Genomic DNA, 20,708 nt, shown 5'->3' with positions numbered 1-20,708 from the left:
CAGGGGATGGACCCTGGGGCTTGCCGGTACCTTGTCAGCGGGCTATTTCCAGAGCGCGCATTTGCTCTCGGCCTTGGTGGTGAACACCGAGTCGCCGGGCAGCTTCTTGACGAGCTTGTAATAGTCCCAGGGCTTGGTGGACTCGGCGGGCTTCTTCACTTCCATCAGGTACATGTCATGCACGTAGCGGCCATCGGCGCGCAACTGGCCCGATGCAAAGAAGTCGTTCATCTTCATGCCACGCCATGTGGTCATGACCTTGTCGGCGTCCACGCTCTTGGCCGCTTCCACGGCCTTGAGGTAGTTCATCGTGGCGGAGTAGTCAGCCGCCTGGATTTCGGTGGGCATGCGCTTGGTCTTTTCGAAGAAGCGCGCCGCAAACTTGCGCGTGTCGTCGTTCAGATCCCAATACCAGCTGGTGGTGAACTGCAGGCCTTCGGTATTGCGCAGGCCCAGGCTGTGCACGTCGCTGATGAAGATCAGCAGGCCCGCGAGCTTCATGCTCTTGCCAATGCCGAACTCCTTGGCGGCCTTGATGGCATTGATGGTGTCACCCCCTGCATTGGCCAGGCCCAGGATCTGGGCCTTGGAATTCTGTGCCTGCAGCAGGAAGGATGAAAAGTCGGACGCGTTGAGCGGATGGCGCACCGTGCCCACCACGGTGCCGCCCTTGGCCTTGACCACGGTGCTGGTGTCGGCTTCCAGTGCATGACCAAACGCATAGTCCGCCGTGAGGAAGTACCAGGACTTGCCGCCGGTATCCACAATGGCAGAACCTGTGCCCTTGGCCAGCGCCACGGTGTCATACGCATAGTGCACGGTGTAGGGTGTGCACTGGTCATTGGTCAGCGCCGAGCTGGCAGCACCGTTGTTGATGTACACGCGCTTCTTCTCGGCAGCCACCTTGGCCGACGCGAGGGCTGTGCCGGAGTTGGTGCCGCCAAACAGCATGGTCAGGCCCTGGGTGTCGATCCACTCGCGTGCCTTGGAGGCTGCGATGTCGGCCTTGTTCTGGTGGTCAGCCGTCAGCAACTCGATGGGCATGCCCAGCACCTTGCCACCAAAATCGTCAATCGCCATCTGGATGGCCACCGCACCGTTCTTGCCCTCCACATCGGCGTACAGGCTGGACATGTCGGTAATGAACCCGATTTTGACCTTGTCTTGCGCATGCGCGGCCGAGGTGGCCAGGCCGGCAGCGCCCAGCATCAGTGCCAGCACTTTGAGTTTGTTCTTCATGGATTGTCTCCTGTGGGTGTGGTTGAAGAAAACGGGAAGCAAGACTTCTGGTCGCGTTCAAACGCCCAGAAGTTCGGTGAGGACAGGCATCTTTTCTTCCAGCTCCGACGCACCGAATTTCTCCACGATGCGGCCATGCTCCATGACATAGAAGCGGTCTGCCAGCGGCGCGGCAAAGCGGAAGTTCTGCTCGACCATGACCACGGTGTAGCCCTTCTCGCGCAGCATGGTGATCATGCGGGCCAGGGCCTGCACGATGACGGGCGCCAGGCCTTCGGAAATCTCGTCGAGCAACAGCAGCTTGGCGCCAGTGCGCAGGATGCGGGCCACGGCCAGCATCTGCTGCTCGCCCCCGGACAGGCGTGTGCCCTGGCTGTTCTTGCGCTCTGCCAGGTTGGGAAACATGGCGTAGATCTCCTGCACCGACATGCCGGGCGTGCCGGTCTTCAGTGCCGGGGGCAGGAGCAGGTTTTCTTCGCAAGAAAGGCTGGAGAAGATGCCACGCTCTTCCGGGCAGTAGCCCACACCCAAGTGCGCGATGCGGTGCGTGGGCATGTTCACCGTTTCCACGCCGTGGATCTTGACCGACCCCTTGCGTGCACCGGTCAGACCCATGATGGCGCGCATGGTGGTGGTGCGGCCGGCACCATTGCGACCGAGCAGCGTGACCACCTCGCCGGGCTGCACGACGATGTTCACGCCATGCAGCACGTGCGATTCACCGTACCAGGCTTCGAGGTTCTTGATTTCGAGGGCGGGAGCGGCAGCCATCAATGCGCTCCCTGGAGTTGGCCGTCGGTGGTGCCCATGTAGGCTTCCATGACTTGCGGGTTGTTCGAGACTTCTTCGTAGGGCCCTTCGGCCAGCACGGCGCCACGCTGCAGCACGGTAATGCGGTCTGCAATGGTCGAGACGACTTTCATGTTGTGCTCCACCATCAAAATGGTGCGGCCGATAGAGACCTTCTTGATCAGTTGCGTGACGCGGTCCACGTCTTCATGGCCCATGCCTTGCGTGGGCTCATCGAGCAGCATCAGCTCGGGCTCCATGGCGAGTGTGGTGGCGATCTCCAGCGCGCGCTTGCGGCCGTAGGGGAGATTCACGGTCACTTCGTCGGCCAGGTCTGCAAGCCCTACCTCGGTCAGCAGCTGCATGGCACGGTCGTCCAGCTGGCGCAGGGTGCGCTCGCTGCGCCAGAAGTGAAATGAGGTGCCAAGCTTGCGCTGCAGGCCCAGGCGCACGTTCTCCATCAACGTGAGGTGGGGGAACACCGCCGAGATCTGGAACGAGCGGATCACGCCACGGCGGGCGATCTGCGCAGGCTCCTCGCGCGTGATGTCGTGCCCGTTGAAACGAATGGTGCCCGAAGTGGGCGTGAGAAACTTGGTCAGCAGGTTGAAGCACGTGGTCTTGCCTGCGCCGTTGGGGCCAATCAGCGCATGGATGGAGCCCCGGCGGACCGCCAGGTTCACATCGCTGACGGCAGTGAAGCCCTTGAACTCTTTGGTCAGGCTGTGGGTTTCAAGAATGACGTCGCTCATTGCGCCTGGGTCGCTCCGTTGGGTGCTGAGGAAAAAAGCCTTGGCCGACAAGGTCTTCGTGCGTGCGTTGGGATCGCAGTGCATCGTATGCCCCCCTACCCTGCAGTAGATACTGGGACTAATGCCTATGTATAAACGCCTACGCTCCCGATACGGCGAGGCATGCCTGCGCGCTCCAGCCAGCCACGCACAGCCACTGCATCGCCTGTCCCCCATGGCTTTGTCCGGCTGCACCTGCGCGACGCAGTCTGTGATTTGCCCGTAGAGACACGCCACCGCGACGGGTAAAACACTGACTCTTTTCTGACACCCGCCCTGCCGGTTGCACCATTTGGTGCCCGCTTGCGCAGGACCTGCGAAACCGCCGGTGGAAAACACCTGCCGGTCGGGGGCCGATTCCCGTGCCATGGGCCTGCACGCGGGCGCACCTCTACACTGCCCCCATGGCTTCTCCCCCCACCCAACCCACGCGCGGCGCCCCCCGCTCCCTGACCGGGCTGCTACCTTTTCTGCGGCCGTACCGTACGCGCATCGCCTTGTCGGTGGTGTTCCTGGTGCTCGCGGCCCTCGCCACCCTGGCGTTTCCCCTCGCCCTGCGCAACCTGGTGGATGGTGGACTGGTGAACGCCGACAATGGCGCGCAGACCATGGCACTGCGCAATCACTTCGAGGCGCTGTTCGCAGTGGCGGTGGCACTCGGGGTGTTCTCCGCCGCGCGTTTTTACATGGTGAGCTGGCTGGGCGAACGGGTGACCGCCGACTTGCGCAATGCTGTGTACGGCCATGTGCTGCAGCAAAGCCCACAGTTCTTTGAAACCACCCAGACCGGCGAAGTGCTGTCACGCTTGACCGCCGACACCACGCTGGTACAGACCGTGGTGGGCTCGTCCCTGTCGATGGGACTGCGCAATGCCGTCATGGGAGTGGGTGCGCTGGCAGTGCTGGTGTGGACCAACCCCTACGTGATGTCGATCGTGCTGGTGGCCGTGGTGCTGGTGGTGCTGCCGACCATGTGGATCGGACGGCGCGTACGCCGCCTGTCGCGCGACAGCCAGGACCGGGTTGCCGATTCGAGCGCCATCGCAGCCGAGGTGCTCAACGCCGTGCCGGTGGTGCAAAGCTACACCGCCGAACCCCGCGAGACCAGCCGCTTCATGCATGCCACCGAGAACGCGTTCCTGGTCGCCGTCAAGCGCTCCCGGGCTCGCGCTCTGCTGGTGGCCTTCATCATCATTGCGAACGCTGCACTGCTGCTCTGGGGGCTGTACCGGGGCACGGAGGCGGTGCTTGCGGGCAAGATGACCGCCGGACATCTGGGGCAGACGGTGGTGTACGTGATCCTGCTGGCCGGTGCCGTGGCCGTGCTGGGCGAGGTCTATGGCGACCTGCTGCGCGCAGCAGGCGCCACGGAGCGGCTGATGGAGTTGCTGGCGAGCCGATCGCCCGTGGCGGACCCGGCCCTGCCGCAAGACCTGCCTCTGTCTGATCGGGGCCTGGAGGTGGAATTTGAAAACGTTCTGTTCCACTATCCCTCCCGCCCTGACCAGCCCGCCCTGCACGACTTTTCACTACGCCTGGCACCGGGCGAAACCGTGGCGCTGGTGGGCGCCAGCGGTGCCGGCAAGACCACCGTGTTCCAGCTGCTGCAACGCTTCTACGACGTAGACAACGGTGCGGACGATCAGGGCCAGGGCGCCATCCGCCTTAACGGTGTGGACATCCGCCAACTGCGGCTGGAAACCCTGCGCTCGCATACGGGCACCGTGCCGCAGGATGCCGTGATCTTCTCCGCCTCGGCCATGGACAACATCCGATACGGGCGCCCTCAGGCCACGGACGAAGAAGTCATGGCGGCCACACGCGCTGCATTTGCACACGACTTCCTCATGGCACTGCCCGAGGGCTATGGCACTTTCCTGGGAGAACGGGGCGTGCGGCTGTCCGGTGGCCAGCGCCAGCGCATTGCCATCGCCCGGGCGATGCTCAAAAACCCGCCCCTGCTGCTGCTGGACGAAGCCACGAGTGCGCTGGACGCCGAAAGCGAACGCATGGTGCAGGCGGCGCTGGACACCGCCATGCAGCGCCATACGGGACGCCGCACCACGCTGGTCATTGCCCACCGGCTGGCCACTGTGCAGAACGCGGACCGCATTGTGGTGCTGGAACATGGGCGCATCGTGGAGCAAGGCACCCACACGGCACTGCTGGCGCAAGGCGGCGTCTACGCCCGCTTGGCGGCCCTGCAGTTCACGGTGTAGGTTCCCACAAGCGGCATTGCCATCGCCAGGGGCTTCAAGGGACTTGGGTCCGCACTACATTCGGCGCAAGTCAATTGATATTAAATTGATAGCAAAAACTATTGATCAGACAAGCGCTAGGCAGCAAAAAGACTGATATTTTTGGTGGCACCAAAGGCCGGACAGCTACTGGAGGGTTTCCTTGGCGGCGGCGGGCAGCGGCAAGGGCATGACGGCGATGCCCTCCTCCAGCAACTCCATCGCTTCGCCCGGAGTGGCCTGTCCTCGAATCGCGCGCTCCTGAACTTTGCCGTGGTGCATGCGCCGCGCCTCCTGTGCAAAATGCGCGCCCACATCCTCGGTATTTGCCACGATCTTGCGGGCCAGCTCCAGCCAGGCGGCTTGCAGCACAGGGGAAAGGGCCGGAGAGGTTCCGACCTGAAGGGTGCCGCCATCGGATGAAGCTGACGGCCTGGGCTCAACCGATGCGGAAGACGGCGCGCGGGCACCCAGGTTCAACCGGGGGGCGCTCAGGCGTTTTTCAATGTGATCGTCGGCACACAGCGGACATTGCACCAAGCCGCGCTGCTTCTGGCTCTGAAAGTCGTCTTCCGACGCGAACCAGCCTTCAAAGACATGGCCCAGCTGGCATTGGAGATCAAGGACCTTCATGGCGATACCAAGATGCGCAGGCCATCAACCGTGGCGGCGCAGCAGGTAACGATAGACAAAACCCGGAAAGGCCAGCGTGAGAAACAGCGTCCCAGTGATCGCATAGAACTCCCAGCTTTGCGGCGCAATCTGCCCTGCCCTGCGCTCCAGCAGCAGCGCCAGGCCACCCACCAGAAAGTACAGCAGGATGAGCTCGGCAAGACGGCCCACCAGCGGCTTGCGCGGGGCCGCAGCCACAGGCCCCACCGCTAACCAGCGGTGGTTTACAAATGGCAGATTGGCAGCGATGAAGGCTGCCACAATGACCAGCCAGACGGACCCGGTAAGCGACACAGGAGCAGCAGAAAGCGGATAAGGCTCAGGTTGCCAACGCGCGCACAACAGCGTCAGCGCAGAGGGCCATCAGGCCACCGGGCAAAAGGCCCAGCACCAGAAGGAGCGCGCCATTGAGGGTCAGCACGACACGCACATCCACTGGTGCGGAGACGCTCGAAGCCGTCAGAGGTGCATCGAAGTACATGACCTTGACGACCCGCAGGTAGTAGAACGCGCCAATCAACGACATGATCACTGCGAACACCGCCATCGCGATGTAAAGGCTCTGGCCTGAGGCCACCAACGCCTGCAGCACGGCCAGCTTGGCGTAGAAACCCACCAGCGGAGGAATACCAGCCATGGAGAACAGGCACACTGCCATCACGCCAGCGTAGAGCGGGCTGCGCTGGTTGAGGCCCGCAAAGTCTGAAATCTCTTCGCTCTCGAAGCCTTCACGGGCCAGCAGCAAAATCACGCCGAAGGCCGCCAGGGTGGTGAGCACGTAGGTCACCACGTAGAACATCGAGGCGCTGTAGGCATTCTCCACAGCGGTGGCATCCACATTGCCATTCACCACACCCGACATCAGGCCCAGCAGCACAAAGCCCATCTGTGAAATCGTGGAGTACGCCAACATGCGCTTCAGATTGGTCTGCGCAATGGCCGCAAGGTTGCCCACGAGCAGCGAACCAATGGACAGCACCGCCAGCATCTGCTGCCAGTCGATCGCCAGGGGCAGCAAGCCGTCCACCAGCAGGCGTATGGTGATGGCAAATGCTGCCAGCTTGGGCGCGCCACCGATCATGAGCGTGACCGCCGTGGGAGCGCCCTGGTACACGTCGGGAATCCACATGTGGAAAGGCACCACACCCAGCTTGAAAGCCAGACCAGCCACCACGAAGACGAGGCCGAACACCAGCACTTGGTGGCGAATCTGGCCCGAATTGACAGCCTTGAACACCTGGCCGATATCGAGCGAGCCAGTGGCTCCGTAGATCATGGACAGGCCGTACAGCAGGAAACCGCTGGCCATCGCGCCCAGTACGAAGTACTTCATGGCCGCTTCGGTGGCCGTGGCGTTGTCGCGGCGCAGGGCCACGAGCGCGTAGCTTGACAGCGTCAGCAGCTCCAGTCCCAGATAGATCACGAGAAAGTTGTTGCCCGAGATCATGATGAACATGCCCAGCAGCGCGAACATCGAAAGCGTGAACATTTCACCACCGCGCAGCATGCCGCGATCCGCCGCATAGGGGCGCCCGTAAACCAACGTGATCATCATGGCCACGGTGGCAAAACACTTGAGCCAGTTGCCCATGGCGTCGCTGACCACCATGTTGCCAAAACCGTAGAAGGTATTGCCACTGCTGGCATACATCGCCTGCAGACCTGCCACCACGGCCAGCGTCAGCAGGGTCAGTACGTAGGTAGCAGTGCGGCGGGCACTGTGCACGCCCAGATCGACCAGCGCAATCACGCAGGCCATGGTCAACAGCACGATTTCGGGGTAAATCGCGAGCCAGCTGATGTTGTCAATCATCTTCTTGAATCTCTTAGTTCAGCTTGGACAGCGCAACGTGCTTAAGCAGCTCCGCCACCGAGGTGTCCATCACGTCCGTGAACGGACGGGGATACAGGCCCATGGCCAGCACGGCGATGCCCAGCAGGGCGAGCACCAGGAATTCACGGCTGTCGATGTCCGTCAGGCCCTTGACGTTGTCATTGCCCACAGGCCCCAGGTACACGCGCTTGAACATCCACAGGGTGTAGGCCGCACCAAAGATCAGCGCGGTGGCGGCAGCCAGTCCGATCCAGAAGTTGGCCTTGACGGCGCCAAGGATCACCATCCACTCGCCCACAAAACCGGCAGTGCCCGGCAGGCCGCAATTGGCCATCGCAAACAGCAGTGCAAACGCCGTGAAGTTGGGCATGGTGTTGACCACGCCACCATAGGCAGCGATCTCGCGGGAGTGCACGCGGTCGTAGAGCACGCCGATGGAAAGGAACATCGCACCCGAGACGAAGCCGTGGGCAATCATCTGCACCAGGCCGCCGGAGACGCCCAGGTCGTTGAAGATGAAGAAACCCAGGGTCACAAAGCCCATGTGCGCCACGGACGAGTACGCCACCAGCTTTTTCATGTCCTTCTGGACCATGGCCACGAGGCCCACGTAGATCACGGCGATCAGCGACAGCGCGATCATCAGCCAGGCCCATTCGCGCGAGGCGTCGGGGGCGATGGGCATCGAGAAGCGCAGGAAGCCGTAGGCGCCGAGCTTAAGCATGATGGCCGCCAGCACGGCGGAGCCGCCAGTGGGCGCCTCCACGTGCACGTCGGGCAGCCAGGTGTGCACCGGCCACATGGGCACCTTCACGGCAAAAGCCGCAAAGAAGGCAAAGAACAGCAGAGTCTGCGCCGTGCGGCTCAGAGGCAACTGGTGCCACGTGGCAATGTCAAAGCTGCCGCCCGACTGGTTGTACAAGAAAATCAGCGCTATCAGCATGAGCAGCGAGCCAAGCAGCGTGTACAGGAAGAACTTGAACGCCGCGTAGATCTTGTTGGGACCGCCCCAGATACCGATGATCAGGTACATCGGAATCAGCGTGGCTTCGAAGAACACGTAGAACAGCATGCCGTCCAACGCCGTGAACACGCCAACCATGAGGCCCGACAGGATCAGGAACGCCCCCATGTACTGGTTGACGCGCTCGGTGATGGACTCCCACGAAGCCAAAACCACGATGACCGTGATGAACGCCGTCAGCGGCACGAACCAGAACGAGATGCCGTCCACACCCAGGTGGTAATGGACATTGAAACGCTCGATCCAGGCAGCCTTCTCGACAAACTGCATCGCCGCCGTGCCCAACTGGAAGCCGTCGTACAGGGGCAGTGTCACCAGGAAGCCAATCACAGCCCCCACCAACGCCAGCCAGCGCACCGCACGGGCATGCTCATCCCGCCCAATGGCCAGCAGCAGCACACCGAAGGCAATCGGTGTCCAGATTGCAAGACTCAACAGACCCATTTGTTGTTTTCCTTATTTGATGAGCTGCAAGAGAGCGTCGCCCCAGACAAACCAGGTCATCAGTGCGAAGACACCCAGGATCATCACCAGTGCGTAGTGGAAGATAAAGCCCGACTGCATCCAGCGCACGATGCCGGAAACCCCTCGTACCGCCTTCCATGACCCATTCACGAGAGCGCCGTCGATGATGGCTTGGTCGCCAACCTTCCACAGGCCAACCCCCAGAGCACGTGCACCACGGGCCAGGATGTTCTCGTTGATCCAGTCGAGGTAGTACTTGTTTTCGAACAGCGTGTAGATCGGCATGCAGGTGCGCTTGATCGCGGCAGGCAAGGCCGGGTTCACCATGTACATGTAGTACGACAGGGCCACACCAGCCGCTGCCAGCCAGAATGGTGCGGTCTGAAGCCCGTGCAGGGCCATCGCTACCGGGCCGTGGAAGATCTCCGCCAGCTTGGCCATCGCAGGGTGTTTGACCGCATCGACAAAGATCACGCCCTTGAAAAAGTCGCCGAACAGCATGGGCTGGATGAACATGAAACCCACTACCACCGATGGAATGGCCAGCAGCACCAGGGGCACCGTTACCACCCATGGAGACTCGTGCGGCTCATGGTGATCGTCATGGCCGTGGCCATGGTCGTCGTGGTGCGCATCATGGTGTGCGTCGGGGTTCTGGTCGAACCGTTCCTTGCCGTGGAAGACCAGGAAGTACATGCGGAACGAGTAGAACGCCGTAATGAACACGCCTGCTAGCACGGCAAAGTGCGCAAAACCGGCTGCGGGCAGGTGGCTGAAATGCACCGCCTCGATGATGCTGTCCTTGGAGTAGAAACCCGCGAACAGGGGCGTGCCAATCAGTGCAAGCGAACCCAGCAGCGACGTGATCCAGGTGATGGGCATGTACTTGCGCACGCCGCCCATCCAGCGGATGTCCTGGTTGTGGTGCATACCCATGATGACCGAACCTGCCCCCAGGAACAGCAGCGCCTTGAAGAACGCGTGGGTCATCAGGTGGAACACGGCCACCGAGTATGCCGATGCCCCCAAGGCCACGGTCATGTAGCCAAGCTGCGAGAGCGTCGAATAAGCCACCACACGCTTGATGTCGTTCTGGATGATGCCCAGGAAGCCCATGAACAGCGCCGTGATGGCACCGATGATCAGGATGAAGTTGAGCGCGGTGTCCGACAGCTCAAACAGCGGCGACATGCGCGACACCATGAAGATGCCGGCAGTCACCATGGTGGCCGCGTGGATCAGTGCCGAGATGGGGGTTGGGCCTTCCATCGAATCGGGCAGCCACACGTGCAGCGGGAACTGGGCGGACTTGCCCATCGCGCCGATGAACAGGCAGATACAGATGACGGTGATCAGCATCCAGTCGGTGCCCGGGAACGGCAGACCGCCCAGTTCGCCAGCCTTGGCGAAGATCTCGCTGTAGTTGAGCGTGCCGGTGTAGGCCGCGATCAGGCCGATGCCCAGGATGAAGCCGAAGTCGCCCACGCGGTTGACCAGGAACGCCTTCATGTTGGCGAAGATCGCCGTGGGCTTGTTGAACCAGAAGCCGATCAGCAGGTAGGACACCAGGCCCACGGCTTCCCAGCCGAAGAACAGCTGCAGCAGGTTGTTGCTCATGACGAGCATGAGCATGGAGAACGTGAACAGGGAGATGTAGGCAAAGAAACGGTTGTAGCCGTCGTCTTCCTCCATGTAGCCGATGGTGTAGATGTGCACCATCAGCGACACGAAGGTCACGACCACCATCATCATGGCGGTGAGGCTGTCGATCAGGAAACCGACCTCCATCTTGAGGCCGCCCACCACCATCCAGGTGTAGAGCGTCTCGTTGAAGCGGGCACCGTCCAGCGCCACGCTCTTGAGCGTCATCGCAGACAGCACGAACGCGACCAGCACGCCCAGGATGGTGAGGGTGTGGGAAAGTCGTCGACCGATCCAGTTACCACCGAAGGTCGTGCCGAAAATACCGGCCAGCAATGCGCCCGCCAGCGGTGCCAGCGGCACGGCCAGGAGCGTTGAAGCAGAGAGGGTTTGACTCATTCTTGAGAACCTTGGGAATGCTGGCGACCCATCAACCCTTGAGGGTGTTGAGGTCTTCCGCGTTGATGCTGGACTTGTTGCGGAACAGGAGCACCAGGATGGCCAGACCGATGGCCGACTCGGCAGCTGCCACTGTCAGGATGAAGAACACGAACACCTGGCCATGCATGTCGCCCAGGTAGTGCGAAAACGCCACGAAGTTCATGTTGACCGCCAGCAGCATCAACTCGATCGCCATCAGCAGCACAATCAGGTTTTTGCGGTTCAGGAAAATGCCGATCACGGCCAGCGCGAACAGCATCGCGCCCAGCGACAGGAAATGGCCCAAAGTCAGCGTCATGCTTTTTTCTCCTCGGCAGCGGTCTCAGTCGGTGCTTCGTCCGCCGCCTTCTGGGTCGCGGCAACTTTCACCACTTCCAGACGGTCCGCAGCGCGCACGCGGATCTGCAAGGAAGGATTGATGGCCTTGCTATCCTTGCGCTGGCGCAGAGTCAGAGCGATGGCAGCGATCATGGCCACCAGCAGGATCACGGCTGCGATTTCCACCGGATAGAGATATTCGGTGTAAAGCAGCTTGCCCAGTGCCTTGGTGTTTGAGTACTGCACCACGTGACCTGCAGCATCCACTGCCGTAGCGACGGCCTTTGGCTCGTCCATGCCACGGAAACCGCCCATCAGCACAGCGGCCATTTCCAGCGCAATCAAGGCACCCACGGTAGCAGCGAGGGGAAAGTGCTTCCAGAAACCCTTGCGCACCGTATCGATATGGATGTCCAACATCATCACGACGAACAGGAAGAGCACCATCACTGCGCCCAAGTACACCAATACAAGGGCAATGGCCAGAAACTCGGCTTTGAGCAACAACCAAACTGCGGCCGCCTGCGAGAACGCGAGGATGAGATAGAGCACAGCATGCACAGGATTGCGCGCGGTGATGACCCGGAAGGCTGCAAACAGCAGCACCACCGAGAAGAGATAGAAGAAACCAGTCTTGGCGTCCATGAATCGGGTCTTTATAGAAAGTCTGGCAAAGAGGCTGAACCAGGCACCGCTCAGCGGTACTTGGCATCTGCAGCCTTGGCTGCCGCGATTTCACCTTCGTACCGGTCACCCACGGCCAGGAGCATGTCCTTCGTGAAATACAGATCGCCACGCTTCTCGCCGTGGTACTCAAAGATGTGTGTCTCCACGATGGAATCCACCGGGCAGCTTTCCTCGCAGAAACCGCAAAAGATGCACTTGGTCAGATCAATGTCATAGCGCGTGGTGCGGCGGGAGCCATCGGCACGCACGTCCGATTCAATCGTGATCGCCATGGCGGGGCAAACCGCCTCGCACAGCTTGCAGGCGATGCAGCGCTCTTCACCATTGTCGTAACGGCGCAGGGCATGCAGGCCGCGAAAGCGCGGCGACAAGGGTGTCTTCTCTTCGGGGAACTGCACGGTCACCTTGCGGCGAAAGGCGTAGCGGCCCGTCAGGGCCATGCCCTTGAGCAGCTCCACAAGCATGAAGCTCTTGAAGAAATCCTTGAACGAGAAAGGTGCAGCAGCAGCAACAGCAGTCATGTGTGTCCCCGCTTATTTCCAGATGTTCCACGGCGAGAGCAACCACCCGCCGACGATGAGCAGCCACACCAGGGTGACCGGAATGAAGATCTTCCAGCCCAGACGCATGATCTGGTCATAGCGAAAGCGCGGGAAGGTGGCGCGAATCCAGATGAACATGGACACCACGACGAAGGTCTTGATGCCGAGCCAGATCCAGCCTGGAATCCAGTTGAACAGCACGCTGTCGATGGGCGACAGCCAGCCGCCCAGGAACATCAGCGCCGCCAGGATGGACACCAGCCACATGCTGGCGTATTCGGCCAGGAAAAACACGGCGAAACCCATACCCGAGTACTCGACCATGTGGCCGGCCACGATTTCGGCTTCACCCTCAACCACGTCGAAGGGGTGGCGGTTGGTTTCAGCCACGCCGGAGATCAGGTACACCAGAAAGATGGGCAGCAGCGGCAGCCAGTTCCAGGACAGGAATACCAGGCCCTTGTCTGCGGCCATACCACGGGACTGGGACATCACGATTTCGGTCAGGTTCATGCTGCCCGAGACCATGATCACCACCAGGAAGCAGAAGCCCATGGCGATTTCGTAGCTCACCATCTGCGCCGAGGCGCGCAGTGCGCCCAAAAAGGCGTACTTGGAGTTCGATGCCCAGCCGGCGATGATCACGCCATAGACTTCGATGGAGGTAATCGCCATCACCAAGAGCAAACCGGCATTGACGTTGGCCAGCGCGACATCGGGACCGAAGGGGATCGCGACCCATGCGGCAAGCGCCGGCATGATCGCCATGATGGGACCCAATACAAACAGACCCTTGCTGGCCGCCGTAGGCTGGATGATTTCCTTGGTCAGCAGCTTCAGAGCGTCTGCAATCGGTTGCAGCAAGCCGAGTGGACCAACCCGGTTGGGACCATGGCGCACCTGCATGAAGCCGAGCAGCTTGCGCTCCCACAGCGTGAGGTAGGCCACTGCGCCCATCAGAGGAGCCAAAATGCAGACGATCTTGATCAAAATCCAGAGCACGGGCCAGACAACGCCGGTCCACCAGCCAAAGGAAAGCAGGTTCAGGCCCGCGTTGTAGATCGCGTCGATCATGCGGCGACTCCTTCACGTGCCGTGCGCGCATCGGCGGTGAGCTGCAGCGACGTGGAACGGCGCACGAGGCCGTCGAGTTGATAGATGGAAGCGACCACAGGCTCGCAGGCGGTTGCCGTGGCTGCTGCGGCCGCAGCAGGCACCGCAGTCACCAGGTTCGACAGCTGTTCAGCAGGCACTTGCGTGACGGTACCGGCCGCGGCGTTGGTGGCGCGTGCCAGCACGTCTTGCGAGGTCTCGAAGTCGAAACCGGACACACCCAGCAGGTTGGCCAGCACGCGCAGGACCTTCCACGCAGGGCGGGTATCGCCCAGGGGGCGCACCACCGCATGGAAGCTCTGCAGGCGGCCTTCGGCGTTGATGAAGCTGCCGGAGGTTTCGGTGAAGGGAGCAATTGGCAACAGAACGTCACTGAACTCCAGGTTGGCCTTGAAGGGGCTCAAGGTCACCACCATCTCTGCACCAGACAGCGCAGCAGCAGCGTTGGCACCTGCCGCCGAGTCATGGACCGGCTCGGTGTTGAGCAGCACAGCCGCCTTCAGTCCACCCGAGAGCATCTGACCCGCATTCAATCCACCGTTCACAGGATGAGCACCCGCAAACTGCGCGCCCACCGTGTTGGCGGCTTCCGTAAGGTAGCCCACCGAGGCACCCGTGTGCTCGCCGATCCAGTTGGCCAACGACAGCAATTGCGTGGCCTGCGCATGGTGCGCTGCGGCGTTGCCCAGCAGCACGGCTTTGCGCTCACCGCCGAGCAGCGCGCGGGCGATGGCCTGGGTGGCGTCGTCGTAGGCTGCAGCGCCCTGAGGAGCGGTCACGCCCTTTTCCTGTGCCACTGCAGAGGCGATGCCGCCGAGTGTCTGCACCCATTCGCTGGCGCTTTGCGCAACGAACGACGACACAGGCATGGCCCAGTCGTGGGCCACAGAGCCCACAGCCGTGACCTGGCAGCCATGGCGGGCAGCCTGTCGGATGCGCTGCGCGAACAGCGGATGGTCCTTGCGCAGGTTGGAGCCCACCACCAGCACGCGTTGCAGCGTGGACAGGGAAGCGATGGACGTACCCAGCCAACGGATGCCTTCGGGTGCAGCGAACTCAGCATTGCGCAGGCGGTAGTCGATGTTGTCGCTGCCAATGCCGCGCACCAGCGCACTGGCCAGGTACAGCTCTTCGACCGTGCTGTGCGGGCTCACCAGAGCGCCGATGCTCTTGGCACCGTGGTCGTTCTTGATGCTCTTGAGGCCATTGGCCACGTACTCGAGCGCAGTCTGCCAGTCGACTTCCTTCCACACCCCGCCCTGCTTGAGCATGGGCTGGGTCAGGCGTTCGTCGCTGTTGAGCGATTCGTAGGAGAAACGGTCACGGTCGGCGATCCAGCATTCGTTGACGGCTTCGTTCTCCAGCGGCACGACGCGCATGACCTTGTGGTTCTTGACCTGAACGATCAGGTTGGCGCCGGTGGAGTCGTGCGGGCTGACCGAGCGGCGGCGCGACAGCTCCCAGGTACGGGCGCTGTAGCGGAACGGCTTGCTGGTCAAGGCACCCACGGGGCAGATGTCGATCATGTTGCCCGAAAGCTCTGAATCTACCGTGTCACCAGTCACCGTGGTGATTTCGGAATGCTCGCCGCGATGGATCATGCCCAACTCCATCACCCCAGCCACCTCCTGGCCAAAGCGCACGCAGCGGGTGCAGTGAATGCAGCGACTCATTTCCTGCATGGAAATCAGCGGCCCCACATCCTTGACGGGCACCACGCGCTTTTCTTCCTCATAGCGCGAGGAAGATCCGCCGTAGCCTACCGCCAGATCCTGCAGCTGACACTCGCCACCCTGGTCACAGATGGGGCAGTCCAACGGGTGATTGATCAGCAAAAATTCCATGACCGACTGCTGGGCCTTGATGGCCTTGTCGCTCTTGGTGCGCACGATCATGCCCTGCGTCACCGGCGTGGCGCAGGCGGGCATGGGCTTGGGTGCCTTTTCCACATCCACCAGGCACATGCGGCAGTTGGCGGCAATCGAAAGCTTCTTGTGGTAGCAGAAATGTGGAATGTAGGTGCCCGCCTTCTCGGCTGCATGCATCACCATGCAACCTTCGGCGACTTCCACTTTCTGACCGTCCAGTTCAATTTCAACCATATGTCTTCTCGCGATCAGGCGGAGGTCGCAGCCTGGGAGGCGTTGTTCCGGATCAGTGCTTCAAACTCGGGACGGAAATGCTTGATCATGGCGCGCACCGGCATCGCGGCAGCGTCGCCCAGCGCGCAGATCGTCCGGCCCTGGATGTTGTCTGCCACCGAATTGAGCAGATCCAGGTCGCCCGTGCGGCCCTGGTTGTGCTGGATACGGTCGATCACGCGCCACATCCAGCCGGTGCCTTCGCGGCAGGGCGTGCACTGGCCACAGGATTCGTGCGAATAGAAGTACGACAGGCGCAGCAGGCTTTCGACCATGCTGCGGGAGTCGTCCATCACGATCACGGCGCCCGAGCCCAGCATGGAGCCGGCCTTGGCGATGGAGTCGTAGTCCAGCGTGCATTCCATGATGATGGAAGCTGGCAGCACCGGAGAGGACGAGCCACCAGGGATCACCGCCTTGAGCTGGCGCCCCTTGCGCACGCCACCGGCTAGTTCGAGCAGCTTGGCGAAGGGCGTGCCCATCGGCACTTCATAGTTGCCAGGCTTTTCCACGTCGCCCGAGACAGAGAAGATCTTGGTGCCGCCGTTGTTGGGCTTGCCACACTCCAGGTACGCCGCACCGCCATTGCGGATGATCCACGGCACGGCCGCGAAGGTCTCGGTGTTGTTGATGGTGGTGGGCTTGCCGTACAAACCGAAGCTTGCGGGGAACGGTGGCTTGAAGCGCGGCTGGCCCTTCTTGCCTTCCAGCGACTCGAGCAGCGCGGTCTCTTCGCCACAGATGTAGGCGCCGAAACCGTGCGCCGCATGCAGCTGGAAGCTGAAGTTGCTGCCCAGGATCTTGTCGCCCAGATAGCCGGCAGCGCGCGCCTCTTCGAGCGCTTCTTCGAAGCGGTCGTAGGTCTGGAAGATTTCGCCGTGGATGTAGTTGTAGCCCACGGAGATGCCCATCGCGTAGGCCGCAATGATCATGCCTTCGATGACGATGTGCGGGTTGAACTGCAGGATGTCGCGGTCCTTGCAGGTGCCAGGCTCGCCTTCATCGGAGTTGCACACCAGGTACTTCTGGCCAGGGAACGAGCGGGGCATGAAGCTCCACTTGAGGCCCGTCGGAAAGCCCGCGCCGCCGCGGCCGCGCAGACCCGATTCCTTGACGGTGGCAATGACCTGGTCCTGCGTCAGCGGCTCGCTGCCGTCGGTACCCAGGATCTTGCGCAGCGCGGCGTAGCCGCCGCGCGCTTCGTAGTCCTTGATGCTCCAGTTCGTGCCGTCCAGGCCCGCATAGATCTGCGGGTTGATGTGGCGGTCGTGGAAGCAGGTCTGGACGCCGGTGGCCTGGAACTGCGAGAGGATCTGTGCTGCGGTGGTCATGCCTGCCCTTCCGCAGCCTTGAGGCCATCGATCAGCTGGTCGAGCTTGTCGTTGTCCATGAAGCTGCACATGGTGCGGTCGTTGACCAGCATCACGGGCGCGTCGGCGCAGGCACCCAGGCACTCGCACTGCTGCAGCGTGAACAGGCCGTCCGGCGTGGTTCCGCCCATAGTCACGCCAAGCTTCTTCTCGAGGTGGTGCAACGCCTTCTGGCCGTCGCGCAGCTGGCAAGGCAGGTTCGTACACACGTTGAGCTTGTACTTGCCGGTAGGCTGCTGGTTGTACATGTTGTAGAACGTGGTGACTTCGTGCACCGCGATCTGGGCCATGCCCAGGTATTCGGCGATCACAGCCTCGCTCTCGACGCTGACCCAGCCCTGCTCCTGCTGCACGATGGACAGGCAGGCCATCACGGCAGACTGCGCTTGCTCGGGCGGGTACTTGGCCACTTCGCGCGCAAAGCGCGCCAGCGTGGCTTCGGTGATCTTGGTATTGCTGCTGCTCATCGGTCGATCTCCCCGAACACGATATCCATGGTGCCGATGATGGCCACGGCGTCGGCGATCATGTGGCCGCGCGCCATTTCATCGAGAGTGGCCAGGTGCGCAAAGCCGGGCGCACGGATCTTCAGGCGGTAGGGCTTGTTGGCGCCGTCGCTGACCAGGTAGATGCCGAACTCGCCCTTGGGATGCTCGACAGCGGCGTAGGCCTCGCCTTCTGGCACGTGGAAACCTTCGGTGAAGAGCTTGAAATGGTGGATCAGCTCCTCCATGTTCGACTTCATGGATTCACGATCGGGCGCAGCCACCTTGTGGTTGTCGGTAATGACAGGACCCGGATTGGCGCGCAGCCAGTTCACGCACTGCTTGATGATGCGGTTGGACTCGCGCATCTCCTGCACGCGCACGAGGTAGCGGTCATAGCAATCACCCGTCTTGCCGACTGGCACGTCGAAGTCCATGCGATCGTAGACGTCGTAGGGCTGCGTCTTGCGCAGGTCCCATGCAATGCCGGAGCCCCGCAGCATGGGGCCGGTCATGCCCAGATTCAGTGCACGCTCGGGGGGCACCACGCCGATGCCCACGGTGCGCTGCTTCCAGATACGGTTGTCAGTGAGCAGGGTTTCGTACTCGTCCACACAGGCCGGGAAGCGCTGCGTAAAGTCGTCGATAAAGTCGAGCATGGAACCTTGGCGGTTCTGGTTCATGGCCTCGAGGGCCTTGGCGTTCTTGATCTTGCTGACCTTGTACTGCGGCATGGAATCCGGCAGGTCGCGGTAGACGCCGCCCGGACGGAAGTACGCCGCGTGCATGCGCGCGCCGGAGACGGCTTCGTACATGTCGAACAGGTCTTCGCGCTCGCGGAAGGTGTAGATCAGGATGGTGGAACTGCCGCAGTCGTTGCCGTGCGAACCAAGCCACATCAGGTGGTTCAGCAGGCGCGTGATTTCGGAGAACATCACACGGATGTACTGGGCGCGGATAGGCACTTCCAGGCCCAGCAGCTTTTCGATGGCCAGGCAGTAGGCGTGCTCGTTGCACATCATGGACACGTAGTCCAGACGGTCCATGTAGGGCAGCGACTGGATGTAGGTCTTGTGCTCGGCCAACTTCTCCGTGGCACGGTGCAGGAGGCCGATGTGCGGGTCAGCGCGCTGGACGACTTCGCCGTCGAGCTCGAGCACCAGACGCAACACGCCGTGCGCGGCAGGGTGCTGCGGCCCGAAGTTGAGGGAATAGTTTTTGATTTCAGCCATGGTGGATCACGTGGGGCGCAGGGCGCCTTAGTGCAGGCCTCCGTACTTGTCTTCGCGGATGATGCGCGGCGTGATCTCGCGCGGCTCGATCGACACCGGCTCGTAGACCACCCGGCGCTGCTCTGCGTCGTAGCGCATCTCGACATGGCCGGACAGCGGGAAGTCCTTGCGGAAGGGATGGCCGATGAAGCCGTAGTCGGTCAGGATGCGGCGCAGGTCGTTGTGACCGTCGAACACGATGCCAAACAAGTCAAACGCCTCACGCTCGTACCAGTTGGCCGAGTTCCACAGATCAGCAACCGAAGCCACCACCGGGAAGTCGTCGTCGGCACAGAACACCTTGACGCGCACACGCTGATTCAGACTCACGGACAACAGGTGCGACACCACGCTATAGCGCGCCCCCTCGTTCACCGCATCGGCATATGCAGAATAGTCCACTCCGCACAAATCAATCAGTTGTTCGAAACGACAACCCTCTGCATCGCGCAGCAAGCGCATGGCTTCCAGGTAGTCGGCAGCAGAAACCACCAAGGTGACCTCATCCAAAGCCACCGTGATCTGGCGCACCTTTGCACCCAGCGCCGCAGCAATGTTGTCTTTGAGTTTTTCGGGGCGAATGGCAACAGCAGTCATCATCAACCCTTCAGACGCGCGCAATGGTATTGGTACGACGAATCTTCTGCTGCAGCTGAATGATCCCGTAGATCAGCGCCTCCGCCGTGGGAGGGCAGCCTGGGACATACACATCCACAGGCACGACACGGTCACAGCCGCGCACCACAGAGTAGCTGTAATGGTAATAACCACCACCATTGGCACACGATCCCATAGACAGAACCCAACGTGGTTCGGACATCTGGTCGTACACCTTGCGCAGCGCGGGTGCCATCTTGTTGCACAGCGTGCCAGCAACAATCATCAGATCCGACTGACGAGGACTGGCACGAAACACCTCCGCACCAAAGCGCCCGATGTCATAGCGCGCTGCAGCAGCATGCATCATTTCAACGGCGCAGCACGCCAGGCCAAATGTCATCGGCCACAGGGAACCGGTCTTGGCCCAATTCACCACGGAGTCATAGCTCGTGGTGATGAAGCCTTCCTTCATCACGCCTTCAATCATTGCATCATCCTTGTTGAGGCTCGCTCACTCCCAATCCAGGGCACCCTTTTTCCACTCGTAGGCAAAACCCACAACCAGGATGGCCAGGAAAATCACGACCGCCACAAAACCAGCGATCCCAACCTCATGCAGCGTCACCGCCCACGGGAAAAGAAACGCGATTTCGAGATCGAACAGAATGAAGAGAATGGCCACAAGGTAGTAGCGCACATCAAACTTCATGCGCGCATCCTCGAAGGCTTCAAAGCCACATTCGTAGGGAGAGTTCTTTGCGGCATCCGGGCGGTTGGGGCCCAGTATGTAGCCGAGTGCAAGGGGGACAACGCCTACGGCGATGCCGACCAAGATGAACAAAAGGACGGGGAGGTACTGATCGAGGTTCATCTTGAGGATGTGCTCACCGCTGTGGCCTTGCCCGTCAGGACCCAAGCCGGGTCATGCAGGCAGGCCTTTGTTTTGGTGCCGTCGGCGAGACTCGAACTCGCACAGCTTTCGCCACTACCCCCTCAAGATAGCGTGTCTACCAATTTCACCACGACGGCTGATTTTTGCATCTGGATG

General features: G+C 61.4%; 20 protein-coding genes and 1 tRNA gene. 1 reads left to right on the top strand and 20 read right to left on the bottom strand.

The annotated features are described in order from the left end of the window. Nucleotides 1–42: 42 nt before the first annotated feature. Genes IB243_RS07775 through IB243_RS07765 form a run of 3 tightly spaced genes read right to left on the bottom strand, consistent with a single transcriptional unit; the run spans nt 43 to nt 2,780 of the window. Nucleotides 43–1,239 carry an ABC transporter substrate-binding protein gene (locus IB243_RS07775; protein WP_057226913.1) on the bottom strand — a complete coding sequence of 399 codons (1,197 nt, stop codon included), beginning with the start codon at nt 1,237–1,239 and terminating at the stop codon, nt 43–45. 57 nt (nt 1,240–1,296) lie between these two features. Continuing rightward, nucleotides 1,297–2,010: an ABC transporter ATP-binding protein gene (locus IB243_RS07770; protein WP_010463951.1), complete on the bottom strand. Its 714-nt coding sequence runs from the start codon at nt 2,008–2,010 to the stop codon at nt 1,297–1,299. Further along, the gene (locus IB243_RS07765; protein WP_192426103.1) at nt 2,010–2,780 is read right to left on the bottom strand and encodes an ABC transporter ATP-binding protein; all 771 of its coding nucleotides are present in this window, start codon (nt 2,778–2,780) and stop codon (nt 2,010–2,012) included. Before IB243_RS07765 ends, IB243_RS07770 begins: the two co-directional genes overlap by 1 nt. Nucleotides 2,781–3,223: 443 nt before the next feature. Between IB243_RS07765 and IB243_RS07760 the strand changes: the two genes are divergently transcribed. Beyond that, nucleotides 3,224–5,038, top strand: a complete 1,815-nt coding sequence (locus IB243_RS07760; RefSeq protein ID WP_192426102.1) for an ABC transporter transmembrane domain-containing protein — start codon at nt 3,224–3,226, stop codon at nt 5,036–5,038. 165 nt (nt 5,039–5,203) lie between these two features. Here IB243_RS07760 and IB243_RS07755 read toward each other — a convergent pair whose 3' ends face one another. The 17 genes from IB243_RS07755 to IB243_RS07675 all read right to left on the bottom strand — a co-directional run bounded on the left by IB243_RS07755 (nt 5,204) and on the right by IB243_RS07675 (nt 20,689). Next, nucleotides 5,204–5,689, bottom strand: a complete 486-nt coding sequence (locus IB243_RS07755) for a DUF1178 family protein (RefSeq protein ID WP_192426096.1) — start codon at nt 5,687–5,689, stop codon at nt 5,204–5,206. 24 nt (nt 5,690–5,713) lie between these two features. Continuing rightward, nucleotides 5,714–6,022 carry a DUF2818 family protein gene (locus tag IB243_RS07750; RefSeq protein ID WP_192426094.1) on the bottom strand — a complete coding sequence of 103 codons (309 nt, stop codon included), beginning with the start codon at nt 6,020–6,022 and terminating at the stop codon, nt 5,714–5,716. Nucleotides 6,023–6,047: 25 nt separating this feature from the next. Next, complete coding sequence (nuoN, locus tag IB243_RS07745) at nt 6,048–7,541, bottom strand: NADH-quinone oxidoreductase subunit NuoN (RefSeq protein WP_192426093.1); 1,494 nt, start codon at nt 7,539–7,541, stop codon at nt 6,048–6,050. Between the two features lie 13 nt (nt 7,542–7,554). Then, nucleotides 7,555–9,030: an NADH-quinone oxidoreductase subunit M gene (locus IB243_RS07740; protein ID WP_192426091.1), complete on the bottom strand. Its 1,476-nt coding sequence runs from the start codon at nt 9,028–9,030 to the stop codon at nt 7,555–7,557. Nucleotides 9,031–9,042: 12 nt separating this feature from the next. Next, complete coding sequence (gene nuoL / locus IB243_RS07735; RefSeq protein ID WP_192426089.1) at nt 9,043–11,091, bottom strand: NADH-quinone oxidoreductase subunit L; 2,049 nt, start codon at nt 11,089–11,091, stop codon at nt 9,043–9,045. 31 nt (nt 11,092–11,122) lie between these two features. Continuing rightward, on the bottom strand, nt 11,123–11,431 hold the full coding sequence (gene nuoK / locus IB243_RS07730; protein ID WP_005793248.1) for an NADH-quinone oxidoreductase subunit NuoK: 309 nt from the start codon (nt 11,429–11,431) through the stop codon (nt 11,123–11,125). Beyond that, nucleotides 11,428–12,096, bottom strand: a complete 669-nt coding sequence (locus IB243_RS07725) for an NADH-quinone oxidoreductase subunit J (RefSeq protein WP_010463943.1) — start codon at nt 12,094–12,096, stop codon at nt 11,428–11,430. The genes nuoK and IB243_RS07725 overlap by 4 nt, the downstream gene beginning before the upstream one ends. A 50-nt stretch (nt 12,097–12,146) precedes the next feature. Beyond that, the gene (gene nuoI, locus IB243_RS07720) at nt 12,147–12,659 is read right to left on the bottom strand and encodes an NADH-quinone oxidoreductase subunit NuoI (protein WP_010463942.1); all 513 of its coding nucleotides are present in this window, start codon (nt 12,657–12,659) and stop codon (nt 12,147–12,149) included. A 12-nt stretch (nt 12,660–12,671) separates the two neighbouring features. Beyond that, nucleotides 12,672–13,754 (bottom strand): NADH-quinone oxidoreductase subunit NuoH, encoded by a 1,083-nt coding sequence (nuoH, locus tag IB243_RS07715; protein ID WP_057269918.1) that lies wholly within the window; start codon nt 13,752–13,754, stop codon nt 12,672–12,674. Next, nucleotides 13,751–15,895, bottom strand: coding sequence for an NADH-quinone oxidoreductase subunit NuoG (gene nuoG, locus IB243_RS07710; protein ID WP_192426087.1), 2,145 nt, complete (start codon nt 15,893–15,895; stop codon nt 13,751–13,753). The genes nuoH and nuoG overlap by 4 nt, the downstream gene beginning before the upstream one ends. Nucleotides 15,896–15,909: 14 nt before the next feature. Continuing rightward, the gene (gene nuoF / locus IB243_RS07705) at nt 15,910–17,265 is read right to left on the bottom strand and encodes an NADH-quinone oxidoreductase subunit NuoF (protein ID WP_010463939.1); all 1,356 of its coding nucleotides are present in this window, start codon (nt 17,263–17,265) and stop codon (nt 15,910–15,912) included. Further along, nucleotides 17,262–17,771 (bottom strand): NADH-quinone oxidoreductase subunit NuoE, encoded by a 510-nt coding sequence (nuoE, locus tag IB243_RS07700; RefSeq protein ID WP_192426085.1) that lies wholly within the window; start codon nt 17,769–17,771, stop codon nt 17,262–17,264. Before nuoE ends, nuoF begins: the two co-directional genes overlap by 4 nt. After that, entirely contained in the window at nt 17,768–19,021 is a 1,254-nt protein-coding gene (locus IB243_RS07695; protein WP_010463937.1) for an NADH-quinone oxidoreductase subunit D, read from the bottom strand. The genes nuoE and IB243_RS07695 overlap by 4 nt, the downstream gene beginning before the upstream one ends. 27 nt (nt 19,022–19,048) lie before the next feature. Beyond that, nucleotides 19,049–19,657, bottom strand: coding sequence for an NADH-quinone oxidoreductase subunit C (locus IB243_RS07690; RefSeq protein WP_192426356.1), 609 nt, complete (start codon nt 19,655–19,657; stop codon nt 19,049–19,051). A gap of 10 nt (nt 19,658–19,667) precedes the next feature. Further along, nucleotides 19,668–20,147 (bottom strand): NADH-quinone oxidoreductase subunit B family protein, encoded by a 480-nt coding sequence (locus IB243_RS07685; RefSeq protein ID WP_192426083.1) that lies wholly within the window; start codon nt 20,145–20,147, stop codon nt 19,668–19,670. 24 nt (nt 20,148–20,171) lie between these two features. Beyond that, nucleotides 20,172–20,531, bottom strand: a complete 360-nt coding sequence (locus IB243_RS07680) for an NADH-quinone oxidoreductase subunit A (protein WP_010463935.1) — start codon at nt 20,529–20,531, stop codon at nt 20,172–20,174. Nucleotides 20,532–20,604: 73 nt separating this feature from the next. Further along, a tRNA-Leu gene (locus tag IB243_RS07675) sits at nt 20,605–20,689 on the bottom strand. Nucleotides 20,690–20,708 lie beyond the last annotated feature (19 nt).

This window comes from Acidovorax sp. ACV01 (genome assembly GCF_014851495.1).
GTDB classification, from domain to species: Bacteria; Pseudomonadota; Gammaproteobacteria; order Burkholderiales; family Burkholderiaceae_C; genus Acidovorax; species Acidovorax radicis.
The sequence above is the reverse complement of the archived record's forward strand: the minus strand, read 5'-3'. Positions and strand labels throughout refer to the sequence as shown.